The 20511-nt window shown below is 70.7% G+C and carries 10 protein-coding genes; 5 read left to right on the top strand and 5 right to left on the bottom strand.

Features of this window, described 5'->3' with window-relative positions:
- Positions 1–91: 91 nt before the first annotated feature.
- The 5 genes from ACWCPY_RS06315 (at position 92) to ACWCPY_RS06295 (ending at position 5256) form a co-directional block, all read left to right on the top strand.
- A complete protein-coding gene (locus ACWCPY_RS06315) occupies positions 92–697 on the top strand; it encodes a TetR/AcrR family transcriptional regulator (RefSeq protein ID WP_451263172.1) in 606 nt (201 codons plus the stop codon).
- 86 nt (positions 698–783) lie between these two features.
- Entirely contained in the window at positions 784–2205 is a 1422-nt protein-coding gene (locus ACWCPY_RS06310) for an NAD(P)/FAD-dependent oxidoreductase (protein WP_451263171.1), read from the top strand.
- A gap of 233 nt (positions 2206–2438) precedes the next feature.
- Positions 2439–2900 (top strand): hypothetical protein, encoded by a 462-nt coding sequence (locus tag ACWCPY_RS06305; protein WP_451263170.1) that lies wholly within the window; start codon positions 2439–2441, stop codon positions 2898–2900.
- A 43-nt stretch (positions 2901–2943) separates the two neighbouring features.
- Entirely contained in the window at positions 2944–4200 is a 1257-nt protein-coding gene (locus tag ACWCPY_RS06300; RefSeq protein WP_451263169.1) for an MFS transporter, read from the top strand.
- 180 nt (positions 4201–4380) lie between these two features.
- On the top strand, positions 4381–5256 hold the full coding sequence (locus tag ACWCPY_RS06295) for an NmrA/HSCARG family protein (RefSeq protein WP_451263168.1): 876 nt from the start codon (positions 4381–4383) through the stop codon (positions 5254–5256).
- A 25-nt stretch (positions 5257–5281) separates the two neighbouring features.
- Here the strand turns inward: ACWCPY_RS06295 and ACWCPY_RS06290 are convergent, their stop codons facing one another.
- The 5 genes from ACWCPY_RS06290 to ACWCPY_RS06270 all read right to left on the bottom strand — a co-directional run bounded on the left by ACWCPY_RS06290 (position 5282) and on the right by ACWCPY_RS06270 (position 20428).
- The gene (locus ACWCPY_RS06290) at positions 5282–6442 is read right to left on the bottom strand and encodes a cytochrome P450 (protein WP_451263195.1); all 1161 of its coding nucleotides are present in this window, start codon (positions 6440–6442) and stop codon (positions 5282–5284) included.
- A 103-nt stretch (positions 6443–6545) separates the two neighbouring features.
- Entirely contained in the window at positions 6546–7601 is a 1056-nt protein-coding gene (locus ACWCPY_RS06285) for an MDR family NADP-dependent oxidoreductase (protein ID WP_451263167.1), read from the bottom strand.
- The gene (locus ACWCPY_RS06280) at positions 7598–9322 is read right to left on the bottom strand and encodes a phytoene desaturase family protein (protein ID WP_451263166.1); all 1725 of its coding nucleotides are present in this window, start codon (positions 9320–9322) and stop codon (positions 7598–7600) included. Before ACWCPY_RS06280 ends, ACWCPY_RS06285 begins: the two co-directional genes overlap by 4 nt.
- Positions 9323–9342: 20 nt before the next feature.
- Positions 9343–11025: a phytoene desaturase family protein gene (locus ACWCPY_RS06275; RefSeq protein WP_451263164.1), complete on the bottom strand. Its 1683-nt coding sequence runs from the start codon at positions 11023–11025 to the stop codon at positions 9343–9345.
- Positions 11015–20428, bottom strand: a complete 9414-nt coding sequence (locus ACWCPY_RS06270; protein WP_451263194.1) for a non-ribosomal peptide synthetase/type I polyketide synthase — start codon at positions 20426–20428, stop codon at positions 11015–11017. The genes ACWCPY_RS06275 and ACWCPY_RS06270 overlap by 11 nt, the downstream gene beginning before the upstream one ends.
- Positions 20429–20511 lie beyond the last annotated feature (83 nt).

The raw sequence follows: 20511 nt of genomic DNA, 5'->3' as shown, positions 1-20511 counted from the left end.
CTGCCGAAATCAGTGGGCCGAGGCGGGCTCGGCCCTGTTCGACGGCAGGGCCTAAGGTCGTCACCGGGGTTCACGGACGAGGAGGGGTGGCGTGGCGGCGACGGCGCGACGGCGGGACGGGCATCTGGCCCGGGAACGCATGCTGGAGGAGGCGATGACGGCCATCGCCGAGGACGGCCTGGCCGCACTCACCATGTCGGCGCTCGCCAAGCGCCTCGGCACCAGCGGCGGCCACATCCTCTACTACTTCGGCAGCAAGGACCGGCTGCTCCTGGAGGTGCTGAGCTGGAGCGAGAGCGCGCTCGCCGAGGAGCGCCGGGCGTTGCTGGCGAGCGGGGCCGGCACCGAACGCGAGCTCGCCCAGTTCCTTGAGCTGTACCTCCCCCGTGGGCCCCGGGATCCACGCTGGACGCTGTGGATCGAGCTGTGGGCGCGCACGGCGTCGAACGAGCCGCTGCGACAGGCCCAGGCCGAGATCGACCGCGGCTGGCAGGAGGACCTCGAAGCACTCCTGGCCAGGGGCGTGCGGCAGGGCCGATTCGCCGCGGACCTCGATACGCAGGTGCGTGCCTCCGAACTCCTCGCCCTGCTCGACGGGTTGAGCACGAGGGTCGTCCTGGGCCAGCGTGGAGCGGACCGGGCGAGTGCGCTGCGCATGGCACTGTCGGCGACCGAGCGGCTGGTGGAACGGAGCTGATCCCTCCATCGCCCCGCCCTGATGCCTCACCCCCCCGGGGACCCTGGGATACGGTGGGTCGGCAACACGGCGTGGAGGGAACCACATTGACGCGGGTTGCGATTGTCGGCGGCGGGATCGGCGGCCTGGCCGCAGCTCTGTTCCTGGGCCGTCGGGGCCATCGGGTGACCGTTTTCGAGCGGGACGGCCACCGGCCGGGGCGTGACCTCGACAGGGACTTCTTCGACTGGAACCGTCCCGGTGTGCCGCAGGCGGTCCAGCCTCACGGCCTTCTGGCCCCCGTCCGGACCGTGCTGCGCAAAGAGGCTCCGGACGCGTACCGCACGATGCTGCGCATGGGAGCCCGGGAACACAACGAGCTCGACTGGTTCGCCGAGCGTCCGTCCGCCCGCCCGGGGGACGACGATCTGGTGACGGTCCGGACCCGGCGCATCGTCCTGGAGGCCGCTCTGCACGACGCGGTGCACCGCGAACCGGGCGTCGATGTGCGGCTCGGGGAGGCCGCCGAGGGGCTCATCGTCGACCGACACGGCGACATCCCGCAGGTCACGGGGGTGCGGTCCGCTTCGCAGGCACACCATGCGGATCTGGTGCTCGATGCCGGCGGGCGCCGGTCCCCGGTGCCCCGGTGGCTTTCCGAGGAGGGCTGCCGGGACGCGGTCGTGGAGAACCACCGCGTCCCGATCGCGTACTTCTGCCGCTGGTACCGACTGCGCGCCGACGGGCCGCGCGATCCCGGACGCATCAGACCGGGCTCGGTCTCGGCCTTCGCGGTGGGCGGGGTGTTCCCGTCGGACAACGGCATCTTCGCGGCGTCCATGACGGTCTCCACCGCCGATCCCACCCGCGCGGCCCTGCGGGACCCCGCCGTGTTCGAAAGAGCCGCCCGGACCTTTCCCGCCATCGCGGCATGGCTGGGCCTGGAGCCCGAGCCGGTCTCCGGTGTACTCACGATGGGCGGCCTGCACAATCGCTGGACCTCGTTGACCGACGCCGCCGGCCCCGTGGTCACCGGTCTCGTCGGCATCGGGGACTCGCTCGCGTACACCAATCCCACGATGGGGCAGGGAGTGGCCATGGCACTGCGGGCGGGACAGTGGGTGGCCCACCATGCGGACACGGCCTCGGACCCGGCGTCGTTCACCGCCGGATACCACCGATGGGCGGCGCGCGACCTGCGCCCGTGGTTCGACGCCCAGGTCGCCGCCGACCGGGCCGATGCGGCTCGACTCGGCGATCCCACGCAGGCGGCGACGGAACCTGCCACCGCGGCCGGTCGCGAGCGGGCCGCCCTCGCCGCCTGCGCCTTCGACGACCCGCTGGTCATGCGCGCACGGGCGAAGGTCCGCCATCTCGTCCTGACGGCCGATCAGGCATACGGCACCGAGGAGATACGTGCCCGGCTGGCGCAGTGGCTCGACGAACATCCCGACTTCTCGCCCGCGTTCGACGGCCCCGCACGTACGGAGTGGGAGTCGGCCACCGGATGCGCGGACCACACTGCCTGAACACCCACAATGACCAGAGTGACCAGAAGATAGGGCCATCCGGTAACGACAGCATCCGGGCGACATGCCGAACACCTTTCGCACCATTTTTGCACTGTTACCACCCTTACGGGTGGTGTATCACTGGGTGTGGCCATATTGTCGATTCAGGAACGACGGCTGGAAGAAGGGCGTCACACCCGGCGACCGCCCCGGGCGGTGTGGGCCCTACATGAGGCAGCCGAGGAGCCGATATGCAACTACGCAACCTCAGGACAGCGGTCATGCTGTGCGCCGCCGCCGCGTTCGCAGCGGCGATTCCCGCTCCGGCATCCGCTTCCGCATCAGCACCCGCGTCCACGGAGTCCCGTACATCGGCTCGCACCGTGGCCGTCGACTGTTTCTCGAACGCACAGGTACGCCCCGGCGACTTCCTGCTCGCCTGCGGGGACGGCAACAATCGCCTCATCGACATCCACTGGTCCCGCTGGGGGCCGAACTCCGCCACGGGCACGGCGCTCGACGCGGTGAACGACTGTCAGCCCTACTGCGCGGCCGGCAAGTTCCACTCGTACCCCGTCATCATCCGGCTGGACCGCCCGGAGACCTGGCAGTCCCATCCCGAACTGCGGCAGTTCACCCGACTCCATCTCGTCTACACCGAAGGCAGGCCGGCGTACACCGAGCGGGTCATGACCCACGAACTCTGGGACTGACCCGCCCCGGACCCGGCCACGACGGGGCACCGGCCGTGAGGTGATGCGCGTGAGGGTTCGCGAATGCACACAGCCTCCCGGTGGGAGGTGGCGGCCGGGCTACGTGGCAGCGGCGCTGGTGTTCGCCGTCGGAATGGCAGGCACCACCCTGCCCACCCCGTTGTACGGTCTCTACCAGGAACAGATCGGGTTCTCCGAACTGATGGTGACCGTCGTGTTCGCCGTCTACGCCATCGCGGTCATCACGGTGCTGCTGGTGGCGGGGAACTACTCCGACGAGGCCGGCCGAAGACCTGTGCTGCTGTGCGCGCTGGCACTGTCGGCGGCGAGCGCGGGGTGTTTCCTGCTGGAAAGAGGTCTGCCACTGCTCTTCACGGGGCGGCTGCTGTCCGGTTGCGCGGCCGGGCTGCTGAGCGGCGCCGCGACGGCGGCCGTCATCGAACTGGCGGGGCCCGGGCACAAGGCTCGTGCGGGGTTCGCCGCCACCGCGGCGAACATGGGCGGTCTGGGCTGCGGGCCGCTGCTCTCCGGGATCCTCGCGCAGTACACGCCCTGGCCACTGACGCTTCCGTTCTGGGTGCATCTGGGACTGGTGACACTTGCCTGCGGCGTCACCTGGCTCCTCCCGGAGACCGTTGCCGAGCCGAAGCGACGCCCGCCCCTGAAGCCGCAGGGGCTGTCCGTTCCCCCCGAGGTGAAGGGGGTCTTCCTGCCCGCCTCACTGGCGGCCTTCGCCGGATTCGCGCTGCTCGGCCTGTTCACCGCGGTCGCACCGAGCTTCGCCGCGCGGACGCTGGGTGTGCACAATCTGGCCGTATCGGGCGCCGTGGTCTTCTCCGTCTTCCTCGCCTCGACCGCCGGGCAGTCCCTGACCGAGCGGATCGGCGCACGTCTCGCGCTCCCGGTCGGCTGCGGCGTCCTCGTCGTCGGCCTGCTGCTGGTCGCGTCGTCACTGCTCGCAGAGTCCCTGCCCCTGCTGGTCCTGGGCGCCCTGTGCGGCGGCACCGGCCAGGGCCTGGCCTTCCGTGCCGCGCTCACCCTGATCAGCGGCGCGGCTCCGGCGCAGCATCGCGGCGGCACCATTTCGGCGTTCTTCGTCGTCGCCTACGGCGGGATCTCCCTGCCGGTGGTCGGGGTCGGCGCCATGGCCACCTGGCTCGGGCTGCGCCAGGCCGGGCTGATCTTCGCGGGCTGTGTGATCCTGCTGGCGGCGTGCGCGGGCACGTACGCGGCCCGCAGGCTGCCGCCCGACCCGGATCCGCAACCTGGCTCACCGCCGTCGGCGTCCTCCCGGCTCTGAGTACGAGGCCGGAACGGGCACCGCCGGCCCGTTCTCGTGCAAGGCGCCGGCACCCGGATCGAGCGGCACCACCCCAGTACGTGCATGGCTCCGGGCCTCACCGTCCGGCGCGACGCCGCCGTTTCCGGCAGTTGATCCATCCCGGTGGCAGCCAAGGCCGGTTCTGGCCAACATGTTCACATGTCGATCGACCAGGGAGATCTCATGTCCGTTGCGGTGCTCGGCGCGACCGGTGGCCAGGGTGGTGCGGTGGTTGCCGCCCTGCTGGAGGCGGGACGCGCCGTGCGCGCCGTGGTGCGCGATCCCGGCAGCGGACGGGCCAAGGCCTTGGCTGCGGCCGGGGCGGAGGTCGTGCCGGGGGATCTGTTCGACGCGGCCTCGCTCGCCGATGCGTTCCGGGGCACCAGCGCCGCGTTCGCCGTCACCACCCCGTTCCAGGACGGTCTGGACGCCGAGGTCGCCCAGGGCGCGGCGATCGTACGGGCCGCAACGGACGTCGCTCTGCCGCATCTGGTGATGGCTTCCGTCGCCAGTGCGGACCGCGACACGGGTGTCCCGCACTTCGAGACCAAGGCCAGGACCGAGAAGCTGCTGGCCGCCTCGGGGCTGCCGGCGACAGTGGTGGCACCGACCTACTTCTACGACAACGCCCTGGGTGCCATGGACGAGGTGGCCGCCGGTCTGCTCACCATGCCGGTTCCCGGCGACACCCCCATCCAGCAGGTGGCGCGACAGGACCTGGGCCGTGTCGTGGCCGCGGTCGTCGCCGATCCGGACCGCTGGATCGGGCAGCGGATCGAGGTGGCGGGCGACGATCCCACACCGGTCCGGATGGCTGCGGAGATCGGGCGGGCCGCAGGTGGCACGGTCGCGTTCCGGCAGTCTTCGCTGGAGGACCTCCGCACCGCGAACCCCGATATGTTTGCCATGTACAGCTTCTTCGTGGACAGCGGTTACCAGGTGGACATGGCGGCGCTACGGACGCAGTTCCCCGCCGTCCCCTGGACCTCCTACGCCGCGTGGGCGGACGCACAGAACTGGCCGAAGCCCGCCTGACACCCGCCCACGCCAACGGCCACTCCTACCAGGTGACGGCGATCCGCCGCGGGCTGCGGGAAGTGGTGCCCAGGTGCCACTCGACCTCTTCGGCAGGCTCGGCCAGACGCAGACCGGGGAATCGGGCGGCAATCCGGTGCAGGGCGAGCTGGAGCTCCAGCCGGGCCAGCCAGGCCCCCAGACAGTAGTGCGCGCCCGCCCCCAACGCCAGGGTGGGCGCCGCCAGGGGTGCGAAGAGGTCGTCGAGCGGCCGGGGCGGAAACACATCGGGATCGCGGTTGGCCGCCCCGCAGTCGGCGAGCACCACCGAACCCGCCGGGATCGTCACGCCGCCGACCTCCGTGTCGATGGCGGCGTGGCGCGCGGTCCCCCGGTCGTCACCGAGCGGAATCAGATGCAGCAGCCGCTCCGCCAAAGCCCCGGCGGCCTTTTCGTCCGCCCCGAGACGGGGCCAGACCTCCGGCCGTTCACTGAGCAGATAGAGCAGCGAATTGCCCAGCATCGTCATGGTGCTGTCATGACCGCCGACGACCAACCCGCATACCAGATCGACGAGTTGTCCCTCCGGGATGCCGCCCTCCTCGTCGGCCGCCCTGACCAGCATGCTGGTCAGGTCCTCACCCGGTGTGCTGCGTCGCTCGGAGAGCAGCTTCGCTCCGAAGGCGGCGAACTCCGACAGTGCGGAGGCCATCTCCTCCTCGGGGTGGGAGCCGTCGGAGAAGGCGTACTGGCTCCAGTGACGCAGTTGCTCCCGGGCGCCAGTGTCGAGCCCCATCAGTCTGCTGATCACCGCGACCGGAAGCGGCAGGGTGAAGCCGGTCACCAGGTCCACCGGCCGTTCGCCGTCCGCGAGTTCGTCCAGGCACTGTTCGACGATCGACTCGATCCAGGGCCGCCAGCGGGCCACGGCCCGCGGGGTGAAGGCACGCCGCATGGTACGACGCAGGCGCAGATGGTCCTCGCCGTCCTGATTGAAGATCAGGTCGAGGCTGCTCACCAGCCCTGATTCGCCCGACAGCGAGGGGGCGTCCGGCGGGTGCAGCCGTGCGCGTCCGAATCTGCTGTCGGTCAGAACCTTGCGGACGTCGGCGTAGCGGCTCACCAGCCAGGCCCGTGTTCCATCGGGTAACTCGACGGGCCGGGGCGGGCCGGGTGGGTCGAACGCCAGACCGTGCAGCGGGGGCATCGGCGGGCCGGGGCTGACGTGGGCTTCGGCGTCGGCGGGGCAGGACACGGGACCTCCTGGCTTGCGCGGGTACGGGCGGGATGCGGAGTTCGCGGGGCGGGCGTCAGAGTTCGACCAGCACCTTGCCCCGGCTGGCTCCGGTGTCCTGGTAAAGACTCCGATAGGCGTCGGGGATGTTCTCGAAGCCGTGGTGAAGGGTGTGTCCGCAGCGAACCTCGCCCCGCCGGACCAGGCCCCCGAGCTCGTCGTGGAGCGCGCGCCAGTTCTCGTCGGTGAACCATTCCAGCGAGAAGATGCCCCGCACATGTGCGCGCGGGAACATGATGTACGGGAGCAGCCGGGGTCCCGTGACGTCACGGCCGACCTGGGTGGCCCACTGCCAGCACACGGCCACCTGGCTGTCGATGTTGAGCATGGAGAACACGGCGTCGGTGACGGTGCCGCCCAGGTTGTCGAAGTACTTGTCGACGCCGTCCGGCGCGGCCCACAGGAGGGCGTCCCGGACGGCCTCGCTGCTGTCTCCGTGGCGGTAGACGATGACCGCGTCGAATCCCAGCCCGTCGAGGTAGTCCGCCTTCTCCGCCGTCGAGGTGGTGCCCACCACCCGGGCGCCCGCGAGCTTGGCCAGCTGGCCGACCAGTGAGCCGACCGAGCCGGAGGCGCCGCTGACCACGACGGTGTCCCCCGGGCGGATCGACATGAACTTGGTCAGGGTGCCCCAGGCGGTCATGCCGGGGCCGCCCATGACGCTGAGCGCGGTGGGGAGCGGCAGCGCGTCGTCGTACCAGCCGGGATCCAGACGGCGGTAGGCCGGGAAGACCATCGGGAACGTCCCGGTCTGCCAGGGGGTGGGCGCGCCGTTGCTCACGAGATGGGTGCGCCAGCCGCCGAACCCCTGCACCAGATCACCGGGGCGATGGGCCGCCCGCGGACCCGCTTCCAGCACTTCCATGATCGAGTCGGCCCCCATGTGCGCCCCGAGCGGGGTGTCCAGCGCGATGCCCTGGAGGTAGGGGTCCACCGACACGTAGCGCGTCCTCAGGAGCATCTCGTCCGGGGCCAGTTCGGTGTCGATCTCCTCCTCTACCTGTCCGTAGACCCTTTCGACGTCGGGGACGCCCTCGATGTGCTCGCGCACCACCCATTTCCTGGCCCTCATCCCGTTCCCTCTCTCTCGACGAGGGCCGGGCGGCCCTCTGCGACGGGCCGTGGCACCGGCCGCGGCCCCACCTCGATGACCCGGTGGGTCGGTGGCGGACCGCTCCGGTCGACGGACGCGGTGAACTCGCGCCCGTCGTCGCGGCAGATGAACTGCATGACGTGCCGGCCGGCCGCCGCCGCGCGGATCAGACCGCCCGTGGTGGCCCAGACACCGGACTGGTAGAAGTTCCGCAGCCCGGGCAGGCCGGGGCCGTGCTTCTTGACGAGCTCCTCCAGCGTTTCCCCGCTCTCCACGAACGGTTGCCAGCCGAGCACCGTGCCGTCGTAGTTGCCCGTGTAGCGGACCTGGGTGAGCGGGCTGGACGCGTCACGCACGGCGATCGCGTCCGAGATGCCGGGGTGCTGCCGCTCCAGGAATGCCACGAGTGTCTCGCGGGCCCGGCGCTTGGCCGCGTAGTAGCCGCGGCCGTGGCGTACCGGAAGCGTGTGGAGCTCCTTCCCGCCTCGGGTCCGGGTCGCCTGTTCCGGGCCCTCGTCCAGGGCACGCCAGGGGGCGATGTCGCAGAAGTAGGTGACGTACGCGACGCTCGTCCCGGGCGGGGAGAGCTCGGGGTAGTGCCTGTTGCGGAACTGGACGTTGATGCTGGGGTGCCGGATGCCGGTCAGTCCGGCCGCTTCGGTCTCGTCGAGCAGATAGGTGGTGCAGGGGTCGGCGTCGGGGAATTCCCGGCGCAGGCCGAGGAAGAGTGTGAAGTATCCCGGGAACACCATGCCGGGCTGTTCGATGGTCCGGGTGTAGAGGCGGTGGTAGGCCTCGTTGAGGTAGCGGCCCTTCAGCAGGTCCATCATCGTGGTGCGTCCGTCGCAGGCCGAGACGATGACGTCGGCGCGCAGCTCACGCCCGTCGCTGAGCCGTACCCCGACCGCGCGGTCGTCCTCGACCAGTACTTCCTCGACCTTGGCGTTGTAGGTCACTTCGCCGCCGAGCCCGCGGTAGCGCCGCTCGATGGACTCGGCCAGTCCGAGCGATCCGCCCTCGGGGACGCCTGCGGAGAGGTTGGCGTGCGAGGCGAGCTGGAAGTGGAACGGCAGTACGGGGAAGGCCGGGTGCTTCTCGTACAGGATGAAGTTGAACGCCTCGCGCAGCAGGGGGTCCTTGAACCTGGCCGAGAAATCGGTCATGAGGACGCCGATGGATTTGCGCACGACGTTGAAGTACGGGATGAAGGAGGCCAGCATCCGCCAGCGCTCCATCGGCGGCATCAGGCCGACCGGTCTGAGGAAGGGATAGACGGCGAGGCATTTGCGGAAGGCGCGCAGTTGTCTGCAGAAGTCCCTGATCAGGGCGGAGTCGGCGGGTGAGAGCTCCGTGAGATGGGCCTGGAGCCGGTCGGGGTCGGAGTAGAAGTACACCGCCCGGCCGCATCTGCCGCGTACGACGTTGAACACATCGAAGTGCCGGATCTCCTTGCCCTGCAGCGCGCCGAGCTCCAGCCAGATCTGGTGCATCTCATTGCCGGGGCCGCTGCCCAGCAGCCAGCTGACGCAGGGGTCCAGCCTGAAGTCTCCGCGGTCCCAGGCGGTGCAGCAGCCGCCGGGCAGTTCGTGCATCTCCAGGACATGGGTGCGGTAGCCGTTCATCCGGGCGTAGCAGCCGGTGGAGAGACCGCCCAGCCCTGCGCCGATGATGATCATCGACTCTCGTTCGGTACGCGGCATGTCCCTGTTCTCCTCGGTGTTCATGTGCGGGTGTCACCACGCCTGGACCACTTGTCGAGCTGGGGCAGCCGGCCCAGCTTCCCGGTGTGCCAGGGCTCGGTGCCCCGGCTCTCGGACGCCGTGAACCCGCGCCCCAGCTCGTCGCAGAGGTACTGGACGACGAATCGCCCGGTGGACGCGGCGCGGATCAGTCCGCCCATGCCGACCCACTGCCCGGCCATGGAGAATCCGCTCAGGCCGGGCAGGCGCATGCGGTCCTTGCCGACCAGCTTGGCAGCGATGTCGTCGGCCTCGGAGAACGCCTTCCAGGCCAGGATGGAGCCGTCGTGGTTGCCGGTGTAGCGCCGGGTGGTCGCCGGGGAGGCGACGTCGACCAGCTCGATGCGCTCCCCCACCCCCGGCAGCCGGCGCTCCAGGAATCCCCTGACGAAGTCGGCCACTTGGCGCTTCTTCTCGCGGTACTCCTTGCGGTCGGCTGCTCGCAGTTCCTTCCAGTACCCGAAGTCGCTGAAGTAGGTGCAGTGGACGACCGATCTGCCGGGCGGGGCGAATCCGTCCGAGTAGTCGGAGCGCAGCTGCACCACCACACTGCTCTGGAGCGCGCCGGGCAGCCGCGCGGCGTCCTGCGGGGTGAGCAGATAGGTGGTGCTGTGGGGACGGCCGGGGCCCAGCTCGCCCCGGATTCCGACGAAGGCGGAGACCACCGCGGGGAACAGGGTGCCGGGGCGGTGCAGCAGTTCGTCGTACAGCTTGTCGATCCGCGGTCCCGTGAACCGGCCCTCCAGAAGGCCGTGGATCGTGGTGTGGCCGTCGCAGGCCGAGACGACGTGGTCGGCGTAGTACCGCCTGCCGTTGCGCAGTTCGATGCCGACGGCGCGCCCGTCCTCGACCAGGATCCGCTCGACGCGCGCCCGGTAGCTGATCCGGCCGCCCAGCGAGGTGTAGCGATCCTCGATCGAACGGGACAGGCCCAGCGAACCTCCCTGCGGGAAACCGGCGTTGTTGTGGTGGGCGCCGGCCATGTTGAACAGGTACGGCAGGAGCGGGAAGCCCTCCGGGTCCTGGAAGAAGATGTTGCGGAACGCCCGGCGGAGCAGCGGATCCTGGAACCGGTCGGCGAACGCGTGCATCGGCGTCGAGGCCGTGCGCCAGAACAGCCGGAACGCGGGCAGGACGGTGCGCAGCAGCGCCGCTCTCTCGCGTACGGTCCGCAGGGCGGGGGCGGTCAGGAACGGGTACAGCTCGATGTCGATGAACCTGCGCAGATCCCGGCAGAATGAGCGGATCAGCCGGGCGTCGGCGGGCGAGACGTCGAGCAGATGGCGTTCCAGCCGGTCGGGGTCGTTGTAGAAGGTCACGGAGCGACCGGTCTCGTCGACGACCCGGTTGAACATCTCGAAGTTGGTGATGGTCTTGCCGTCGAGCGCCCCCAGTTCGCGCCAGACCTGGTTGGCCTCGTTGCCGGCGGCCGTGCCGATCAGCCACTCGATGCAGTAGTCGAAGATATAGCCGTCGCGCGACCAGGCCGTGCAGCAGCCGCCGGGCAGTACGTGCTTCTCGAAGATGCGGGAGCGCATCCCGTTCATCTGCGCGTAGCACCCGGTGGACATTCCCGCCACGCCGGCGCCGATGACGATGACCCGGGGGCCGCCGCCCTCCGCCCGGTCACGGGTGCTCCACTCGTCCGCCGCCTCATCGGGCATCGGCGCCGCCCTCCCGGAGGATGCCGCGCACCAGCTCGGCGTTGCGGGCCGCGTGCTTGGGGTCGAGCATGTCGGCGTGGATCCCCGAGCCGCGCAGCACGGACGTGGCCGTGATCGAGCTGCCGTGCCAGGTGCCGCGTGCGTCGGCGGCGTAGAGGTCCTTCTTCTCCTGGTCGGTGACCACACTGACGGTCGCGGACACCGTTCCCAGGTTCGGTGTGCGGCCGCTGAAGGCCAGGTACTCCGCCGCGTGGTCCAGCGTCTCGCGGGCGACGGCGTCCGATCCGGTGTGCTTGCGCAGGTGTTCGGCCAGTTCCGCCTCGAAGAACTCGATGTGTTCGGGGCCGGGTACGTACGGTTCGAGGATGCGGTGCGAGTCCAGCACGATCACATGGGCGACCTCGCGTCCCCTGCCCTCCAGTTCCTTGGCCACCTCGAAGGCGAGGTTGCCGCCGAGCGAGTAGCCGAGCAGCAGGCATCTGCCCTCGGGCCGGTCGGCCTCGACGAGGTCGGCGTACTGGGCCACCTTGTCGGCGCCGGGGACGTAGTTGAAGGCGATCAGCCGGTACTCGGGCAGCCTGGCGGCGAACTCCCGGTAGACGAGTCCGTGGCCGCCCGCCGGCGGGAAGCAGAACACGGTCCGTTCCTGATCACTGTTGAAGCTGAGGCAGGGCAGGTCCTCGAAGTCCGATCCGGTGGCGATGCGCTCCAGCGACGCGGCCATCCCGTGCAGGGTCGTCACCCGGTACAGCAGGCTGACGGGGATGCCGACGCCGTACTCCTTGCGCAGCCGGTGGATCAGCTCGATCAGTTTGATGGAGCTGCCGCCGACCTCGAAGAAGTCGTGTGTCAGGCCGGCCCGCTCCAGTCCGAGCAGTTCCTTCCAGTGCCGGGCCATGCTCACTTCGAAGGGTGTGCGCGGCTTCTCCTCGGGCTCGTCGTCCGCCTCGAGCCGGGGCGACGGCAGGGCGGCGTGGTCGACCTTGCCGTTGGCGGTCAGCGGCAGTTCCGGCAGGGTGACGAAGTGTGCCGGAACCATGTACCCGGGCAGCCGGTCGGCGAGGTGCCGGCGCAGCGCACGCCGGTCCGGTGCCGCTCCTTCGGCCGGTACGCAGTAGGCGCAGAGGACGTCCTCGCCCCGGGCGTCGGGACGCACCGTGACGACCGCGCGGACCAGGCCCGGCCACTGGGCGAGGTGGGCCTCGATCTCGCCGAGTTCGATCCGGTGGCCCCGGAGCTTGATCTGGCCGTCGACCCGGCCGAGCAGATGGACCCGCCCGTCGGCGTCCCAGCGCGCCGCGTCCCCGCTGCGGTAGAGGCGTACGGGGCTCGCGCCCGGCTCCCGGCTCAGGGTCCGGGTGACGAAGCGCTGCTCCGTCAGCTCGGGGTCACCCGCGTAGCCGAGGGCGACGCCGTCTCCGCCGATCCACAGCTCGCCGGGCACCCCGGGCGGCACCGGTTCACCGTGCCGGTCGAGCACATGGAGTGTGCTGTTGCTCAGAGGCCGTCCGATCGGCACCGTCCGTCCGGGTTCCAGGTCGTCGACGGGCCCTTCGAAGCAGGCACTGTCGATGGTCGCCTCGGTGACCCCGTAGGAGTTGACCAGACGGGTCCCCGGCCCGCACAGATCGTGCAGCCTGCGGTACTCCCCGGCCTTCCACACATCGGATCCGACGACCAGCAGTCGCATGAAGTCCAGTCGCAGGCCCCGGCGTTCGCAGTGGTCCATGAGGCCGCGCACGACGGCGGGCACGAACTCCGCGCAGTCGACGCGCTCCTTGCGCATCGTGGTGTAGAGGCGTTCGGTGTCGAAGAGCAGATCCCGGTCGACCAGCACCAGGCTGCCGCCCGAGCACAGCGCGCGCACCACGTCCCCGGTGAAGACGTCGAACGACGGGGCGGCCATCTGAAGGTGCACCCGCACATCGCGGTCCAGCCGGTACTCCTGGAGCCAGGCTCCGTACGCCGAGGCGAGGTTGCGGTGGCTGACCCGCACGGCCTTGGGGATGCCGGTCGAGCCGGAGGTGTGGATCACGTACGCGGGCGTGTCGGGGCCGGCCGGGGCCTCGGCGCCGGACTCGGTCCCGCTCCGGTCGTCCGTTGCGGGCGGGGCCCCGTGCAGCTCGCGCAGGGTCAGCGTCGGAACCGGGAGTCCCGCCATCCGGTCGCGGCCGGCATCGTCCTCGGTGACGACCAGGGTGGCGCCCGCGGCCCGTACGGTCTGGGCGACGCGGTCGGCCGGATGGTCGGCCGGGACCGGGAGGTAGGCGCCGCCGGCCTTGAGGACCGCGAGCAGCGCGACGACGAGCTCGGGCGACTTGCCCAGGCAGAGCGCCACCACCGAGCCGGCGCCGGCCCCGACGCCTCGCAGCCGCCGGGCCAGCTCCCCGGACCTGCGGTCCAGTTCTCCGTACGTCATCCGGTGAGTCGCCCCGTGGGGAGTCGGGGCCGTGACGGCCACCGCGTCCGGGACCCGGGCGGCAACCTCACTGATCAGCCGGTGCACCGGCCGGAAGGCGTCCGCCTCACCCGTTCCCGTCCCCGGGGGCGGCGCGGTGAGCCCGGCGCCGCTCCATTCGCCGACCAGCAGCTCGCGCTCCCGGGCGTCCAGCATCTCCAGCCGGGAAGTGGGCCGGTCCGCCGGGGCCCGCGTCATGCTGTCGAGCAGTGCGGTGTAGTGCGATGCCATCCGCCGCATGGTTTCCGGCAGGAAGAGGTCGGTGTTGTACTTCAGGACGCAGTGGAAGCGGCGCTCCGCCTCGTCCTCGTAGACGGACAGCGTCACATCGAACTGACCCTCCTCCTCGGGGAGTTCGATGTACTGGAGCCGGTAGCCGTACTTCTCGGTGGCGACCTTGTGGGTGAGCAGGATGAACATGGCCTGGAACACCGCGGAGCGGCTGGGGTCGTGCTGCAGTCCCAGCTTGTCGACCAGCAGGACGAACGGGTACTCCTGGTTGTCCAGGCCGCCCAGCACGGTCGTTCGGACCTCTTGCAGCAGCCGGGCGACCGAGGGGTCACCGGACAGGTCCGCGTGGAGCGGGAGCGGGTTGACGAAGTAGCCGTAGACGGAGGCGAATTCCTGCTCGGTCCGGCCGGTCACGGGGCTGCCGACGATGACCTGGTCCTGGCCGGAATAGCGCTGCAGCAGCAGGTAGTAGGCGCTGAGCAGCACCATGAACGGGGTCACGTCGTGCTCACGGGCCAGGGTGTGCACCCGGTCCGTGAGCTCGGTGTCCAGTACGAAGAACTCCGACGCCCCGTTGTGCGTCTGCACCGCGGGACGGGGCTTGTCGACGGGCAGTTCCAGGGTCGGGACCTCGGCCGGCAGGTGCGAGCGCCAGTAGTCGAGCATGCGCGGCGCGGCGGGCCCGGCCAGGAAGCGGTTCTGGGCGTTGAGGAAGTCCAGGTAGCGGGCGGTGACGGGCGGCAGCGAGGGCGCGCGCCCCTGGCGCAGCCCCTCGTACACCGCGAGGAGCTCCTCGATGAAAGTGAAGGTGGAGATCGCGTCGGAGACGATGTGGTGCACCGCCTTCATGATCACCCAGCGGTCGTCGGCGCGCTTGAAGAGACGGAAGCGGAACAGCGGATCGCGCTCCAGGTCGTACGGCCTGCGGTACTCCGCGACGATCGTGCCGTGGATCTGCTCCCACTCCTGGTCCTGCACGTCGAACAGAGCGACGTCCGCGCTCGCCGCCGGCGACACCTGCTGCATGGGGACGCCGTCCACGGTGAGGAAGTTGGTCCGCAGCGCGGGGTGGCGCGCCACCAGGCAGCGGACAGCCTCGAACATGAGGTCGGGGTCGAGCTCGACCCGGACCTCGACCGCGCCGCCGATGTTGTACGCGTAGCCCTCGGGGTTGAGCTGCCTGAGGAACCACAGGGCCTTCTGGTTCTGCGTCAGCGGGTGGCGGAGTTCGTCCTCGAACAGCTCCACCGCGGCAGTGTCGGCGTCTCCGGCCTGGTGGGCGATCAACTCGGCCAGCGTGTCGTGGAGTTGAGTGATCAGCTCGACAACCGGAGTTCCGCTGAGCAGGGCCACCACGGGCGGGGCGACGCCGAGCTCGGAGCTGAGCCGGGCACGCAGCTCCATCGCCAGGAGCGAGTCGAGTCCCAGCGCGTTGAGCCCCGCCTGCGCGTCGATCCGCTCGGGCCCCGTCCGCAGCACCGAGGCGGTCAGCGCGATGAAACGTCCGGTCACCAGGGACAGTCGTTCCACCGGGTCCGCGTCGCGGAACGTGTCGAGGACGCCCTCACCCGGCCCGGTGGCCGTACCGGCGGGGGCCGCCTCCGCCAGATCGGCGACCAGCGAGGGCGGTGAGGCGTACCAGGCGAGGAACACCGGCCAGTCGACGACCGTGGCGACGAGGAGTTGGGCGCGGTCCTGGCCGATGACGCGTTCCAGCACGGCCATGCCGACATCGGGGGCGAGTGAGCTCATCCCTCGGTTGTGGAGGTAGTGGTCGACGAGCCCCAGCTCCTCGATCATGCCGGTGGCCCACGGGCCCCAGTCCACACTCAGCCCCGGCAGCCCGAGTGCCCGGCGGTGGTGGGCCAGCGCGTCCAGGAAGGCGTTGCCCGCCGCGTAGTTGGTCTGGCCCGCCGTGGTCAGCAGGGAGGCGATCGAGGCGAACAGCACGAAGTGGTCCAGCGGTTCGTCCCGAAGGTGGCGGTGCAGCAGGTAGGCACCGACGGTCTTGGGGTCGTGGGCCTCGGCGAACGTCCGGCGGTCCATGTCCTCGACGAGCGTGTCGCGGACCTGGCCGGCGAGATGGAACACGCCGCGGACCGGGAGCGGGTCGGTGCGCCGGTGGGCATCCAGCCAGGACGTGAACGCCGCTTCGTCGGTGATGTCGAGCGGTGCCAGGACGACCCGCGCCCCGAGCGCCTCAAGCTCCTTGACGAAGGCGGTGGCACGGCCTTCGGTGGTGCCGGGGTCCAGGGCCCGCCAGGTGGAGCGCTCCGGCAGGACGGTGCGTCCGACCAGGATCAGGCTGCGCGCCCCACGCCGGACGAGGGTCCGGCAGAGCAGCCGGCCGAGCGCTCCGAAAGCACCGGTGACCAGGTAGTTCCCGTCGGTGCGCAGTCGCAGCGGTAGGGGGTGCGTCAGCTGTTCGGCCTGCCTGATCCGGCAGGTGAGGCGGCCCGCGCCACGCAGCGCGATCTCCTCCTCGTCGTCGGTCAGGAACTCGCGCAACAGCGCCCGGGCCTCGGCCCGGCGTCCGTCGTCGTCGCACTGCGCGCCGGGGTCCAGGTCGATCAGCTTGCCGGGGTGGGAAAGCAGCTCCTGGTGCCGGAGCACCCGCCCGACTCCCCACGCGGGCGCGCCCAGCGGCTCGACGGTCTCGCCGGGCTCGACGTTCTGCGCGCCTCGGGTCACGATGTGCAGCCGGCCGACCGCCTCGCGGCGCAGCAGCGTGCGGGCGAGCGCGATCAGCGAGTACGCCCCGCTGCCGCCGTGCCGTACGAGGTCCTGCGGTGAGGCCTCGGCGAGGTGGGGCAGGTCGAGGTTCCACAGATGCACGACGTGGCCGACGGCCCCGCCGCCGCTGCCCTCGCTTCCCTCGCCCAGGTCGGCGAAGAGCCGCTCCAGGTCCGTGGCGGATCCCGGGACGACCGTGAACTCGCTGCCTTCGCCGCCTCTTCGGTAGGTGTCACCCGGACGCACGAGGTGGCAGCGCTCGCCGCGCGTGGTGAGCAGGTCGCTCAGTGCGTCGCCGAGGCCCTCACGGTCGGCGAACACCAGCCAGTCGCCGCCGGTGGAGACGGAGCCGTCGCCGTGGACGGCTCCGTCCTCGGCCGCTTCCTCGGCGGACTCGGAGGGGCTCTCGACCCAGACGGTCTCGGCGAGCCAGGAATCGATCGTGCCGAGGCCGACCGTCGTGGACGCCTTCTCCACGTCGGCCGCGTGGAAGCCGTGAATGCCGCCGAGGGGCTCGCCGCTCTCCGCATAGAGGGCCATGTCCCCGACCAGCTCGTCCTCGTCGCCGCGGGTCACCGTCGCGTGCACCCAGATCGCCCGGTCCCCCACCGGGGCAAGGCGCAGTTCGTCGATCGCCAGGGGCAGGCGGATACCGGTCGAGCGCCGGTCCGGTTCACCCGCGCCTTCGGCTCCGGTGTCGGGCAGCTGTGTCGTCAGCAGCGACTGGAAGCAGGCGTCGAGCAGCACGGGGTGGATGTGGTGTCCGGCGGCGTCGTCACCGATCGCAGTGGGCGGACGGAGTCGGGCGAGGACCTCTCCGGAGCCGATCCACACCTCTTCGATGGCCCGGAACGCCGGCCCGTAGTGGTAGCCCAGGCCGGCGAGGGCCGCGTAGCAGTCCTCGCCGCCCAGCCGGCGCCGGGTGCGCGCCCGGAGGGCTTCGGTGTCGGCGGGGGGTCCGGCCGGGCGCGGCTGCCCCGAGCGCACGACGCCGCTCGCATGCACCGACCGGGCGCTCTCGTCCTGACTCGCCGAAGCGATCGTGAATGCGGCGTTCTGCGAGGAGAGGGTCAGGCGTACGGCCCGGTCCTCGCCCTCGGGCAGGAACAGGGCCTTGCGGAACTCGATGTCCGTCAGGACGACATGGGTGCCGCCGGTCAGGGCGCGAACCGCCTGCGTGGCCATCTCCAGGTAGCCCGCCGCCGGGAAGACCACCGTGGACTGGATGCGGTGGTCGTCGAGGTAGGGCAGCCGCTCGGTGTCCAGCGTGGCGTGCCAGGTCGGCTCGGTGTCGTCGGTGCGGCGGCCCAGCAGAGGATGGTCGGCGCGGCCGAGACGGACCTGGGCGACGGGCTCGGGCTCCGTCCAGTAGCGGTCGCGTCGCCAGGGGTAGCGGGGCAGGACCACCGGTCTGCCCGACGGGTGCAGGGTGTCCCAGTCGATGGGGACGCCCAGGTTGTGGAGCTCCGCCAGCGAGGCGGCGAATCGCTCCGGTTCGTTCTCCTGGCGGCGGATCGACGGAAGGGTCCGTGCGGCCGCTCCCCGGCTTTCGAGGCACTCGCGGATGGAGTGGCCGAGCACCGGATGCGGGCCGATCTCCAGGAAGAGCCCGTACCCGTCGTCGGCGAGCCGGTCGACGGCGGAGCGGAAGCGGACCCGGTGACGGACGTTCTTCCACCAGTAGGCCGCGTCCAGTTCGCTGCCGTGGGCCGTGCCTTCCTGCCCGGTCAGGTACACCGGAACCATGGCCGCACGGGGGTCGAGTCCGTCCAGCGAGGTGAGCAGTTCGTCCTTGATCGACTCCATGCCGGCGCTGTGGTACGGAACCTGCACCGTGAGGAACTTGTTGAAGACCTGTTCCGCGCGCAGCCCGTCCGCGAGCTCGGCCAACGCGTCGCGGTCGCCGGCCAGGGTGACCGCAGAGGGACTGTTGACCGCGGCCACGGACACCCGGTCCCCGAACGCCGCCACCCGGTGCTGCGCCTCCGCCTCGGGCAGGCTCACGGCGAGCATGGTGCCGGTGCCGGTGAGTTTCTGCTGGAGCCGGCTGCGGTGCACGACCACCTTCACCGCGTCCTCCAGGGTGTAGACCCCGGCCTCGTAGAAGGCGGCGACCTCCCCGGTGCTGTGACCGACCACGGCGTCGGGCCGCACGCCGTACTGACGCCACATGGCCGCGAGTCCCACCTGGACGGCGAAGTTGGCCGGCTGTGCGAGCCATGTCTCGCCCATGCGCGACCCGGCTTCGTCGGCCTTCATCTCCTCGATGAGGGACCAGCCCGCGATCGAGCGGATGGCCCGGTCGCAGCGGGTGACCGCGTCCCGGAACACCTCGTCGCCCTCCAGCAGCTGGCGGCCCATCCCCCACCACTGCGGCCCCATGCCGGTGAAGACCCAGACCAGGCCGCGCTGTTCGGCATCGAGCTGCCTGCCGTGGACGACCCCGGGGTGCGGCTCGCCACGCAGGAAGGCGGCGAGTGCCTCGTCCAGTCCGGACCGTGAGGAGTACACGACGGAGAGCCGCGACTCCAGGTGCTGACGGCGGTGGGCCAGTGTGTGGCCCAGGTCGGGAAGGGACACCCCGGGCCCGTCCACGCCTGCCAGTTCGCGGCGGATGCCGGCCGCGACCTCCGGCAGGGCCTCCGGGACACGGGCGGTCAACGGGAGGAGGTTCCAAGCCCGTTCGCCGGTTGCGGCCGGGAGTGCGCCCCGCTCCGGTGCCTGTTCCAGCACGACGTGCGCGTTGGTGCCGCCGAATCCGAACGAGTTCACCCCGGCCCGTGCGGGTCCTTCGTGCTGGGGCCACGCGGTCGGCTCGGTCGGGATGCGGTACGGGGAGGAACTCTGGTCGATGGCGGAGTTGAGCTGCTCCAGGTTGATGTGGGGCGGGATGAGGCGGTGCTTGAGGCAGAGCACGGTCTTGATCAGCCCGGCGATGCCGGCCGCCGATTCCGTGTGCCCGATGTTCGTCTTCACGGAGCCCACGTAGCAGGGGGCGTCCGGTCGGCGGCCCTCGGCCAGCGCCCGGCTGAGTGCGTTCGCCTCGATGGGGTCGCCGACGGGCGTGGAGGTGCCGTGCGCCTCCACGTACTGGAGGTCGCCGGGCGTGATGCCGGCTTCGCCGCAGACACGCCGGATGAGCGAGACCTGGGCGTCCGCATTGGGCACGGTGATGCCGTTGGTGCGGCCGTCCTGGTTGACCCCCGCGCCGAGGATCACCGCGTGGATGGGGTCGCCGTCGCGCAGGGCGTCGTCCAGCCGCTTGAGCGCCACCAGACCGACGCCCTCCGCCCGTACGTAGCCGTTGGCGTTGGCGTCGAAGGCGCGTGAACGGCCGTCGGGCGAAAGGAATCCGCCCTTCGTCTCGGCGATGGTGTACTGCGGCGCCATGTGCAGCAGTACACCGCCGGCGAGCGCGAGGTCGGTCTCCCGGTCGGTGAGGCTCCGGCAGGCGAGATGCACCGCCACCAGGGAGGAACTGCACGCGGTGTCGATCGAAAGGCTCGGCCCGCGGAAGTCGAAGCAGTACGAGAGACGGTTCGAGACCATCGTCATCATGGTGCCGGTTGCGGTGTGGGCGGCGAGTGACGAGAAGCCCAGGTCGGAGAATTGAAGGATCTTGTAGTCCAGCGTGAACGCGCCGACGAACACGGCGGTGTTGCTGCCTGCGAGCTCCGCGGGTCGCTGGCCACCGTCCTCCAGCGCCTCCCAGGCGACCTCCAGCAGCTTGCGCTGCTGGGGGTCCATGTGGTCGGCCTCGCGCGGACTGATGCCGAAGAAGGCGGGGTCGAACTCGTCGAAGCCGTCGATGTATCCCCCGCGTCCGCCGATCAGGCGTCCGGGTTTCTCCTTGTGTCTGCTGCCGAGGCTGCCGACGTCGTAGCGGTCGGCCGGTGTCGGTGTGATGCAGTCCTTGCCCTCCATGAGATTCTGCCAGTACGCGCGGTGGTCGGACGCACCGCCGGGCAGTCGGCACCCCATGCCGATGATCGCTACTTTGTCGCTCACAGAGGCACTGTTCACGTCGGGCAAGGCTGTACTCCTAGAGTCGTGGCGCCGCGGCA

This window comes from Streptomyces sp. NPDC002403, from assembly GCF_053593015.1.
This window is presented reverse-complemented; position numbering and strand designations above follow the sequence as displayed.

Excerpts from the sequence above, each read along its gene's own strand:
- ACWCPY_RS06270 (WP_451263194.1), bottom strand. The coding sequence starts at position 20,428 with ATGGGGTGCCGACTGCCCGGCGGTGCGTCCGACCACCGCGCGTACTGG.
- ACWCPY_RS06285 (WP_451263167.1), bottom strand. The coding sequence starts at position 7,601 with ATGAGGGCCAGGAAATGGGTGGTGCGCGAGCACATCGAGGGCGTCCCC.
- ACWCPY_RS06295 (WP_451263168.1), top strand. The coding sequence starts at position 4,381 with ATGTCGATCGACCAGGGAGATCTCATGTCCGTTGCGGTGCTCGGCGCG.
- ACWCPY_RS06305 (WP_451263170.1), top strand. The coding sequence starts at position 2,439 with ATGCAACTACGCAACCTCAGGACAGCGGTCATGCTGTGCGCCGCCGCC.
- ACWCPY_RS06290 (WP_451263195.1), bottom strand. The coding sequence starts at position 6,442 with ATGCCCCCGCTGCACGGTCTGGCGTTCGACCCACCCGGCCCGCCCCGG.
- ACWCPY_RS06280 (WP_451263166.1), bottom strand. The coding sequence starts at position 9,322 with ATGCCGCGTACCGAACGAGAGTCGATGATCATCATCGGCGCAGGGCTG.
- ACWCPY_RS06275 (WP_451263164.1), bottom strand. The coding sequence starts at position 11,025 with ATGCCCGATGAGGCGGCGGACGAGTGGAGCACCCGTGACCGGGCGGAG.
- ACWCPY_RS06300 (WP_451263169.1), top strand. The coding sequence starts at position 2,944 with ATGCGCGTGAGGGTTCGCGAATGCACACAGCCTCCCGGTGGGAGGTGG.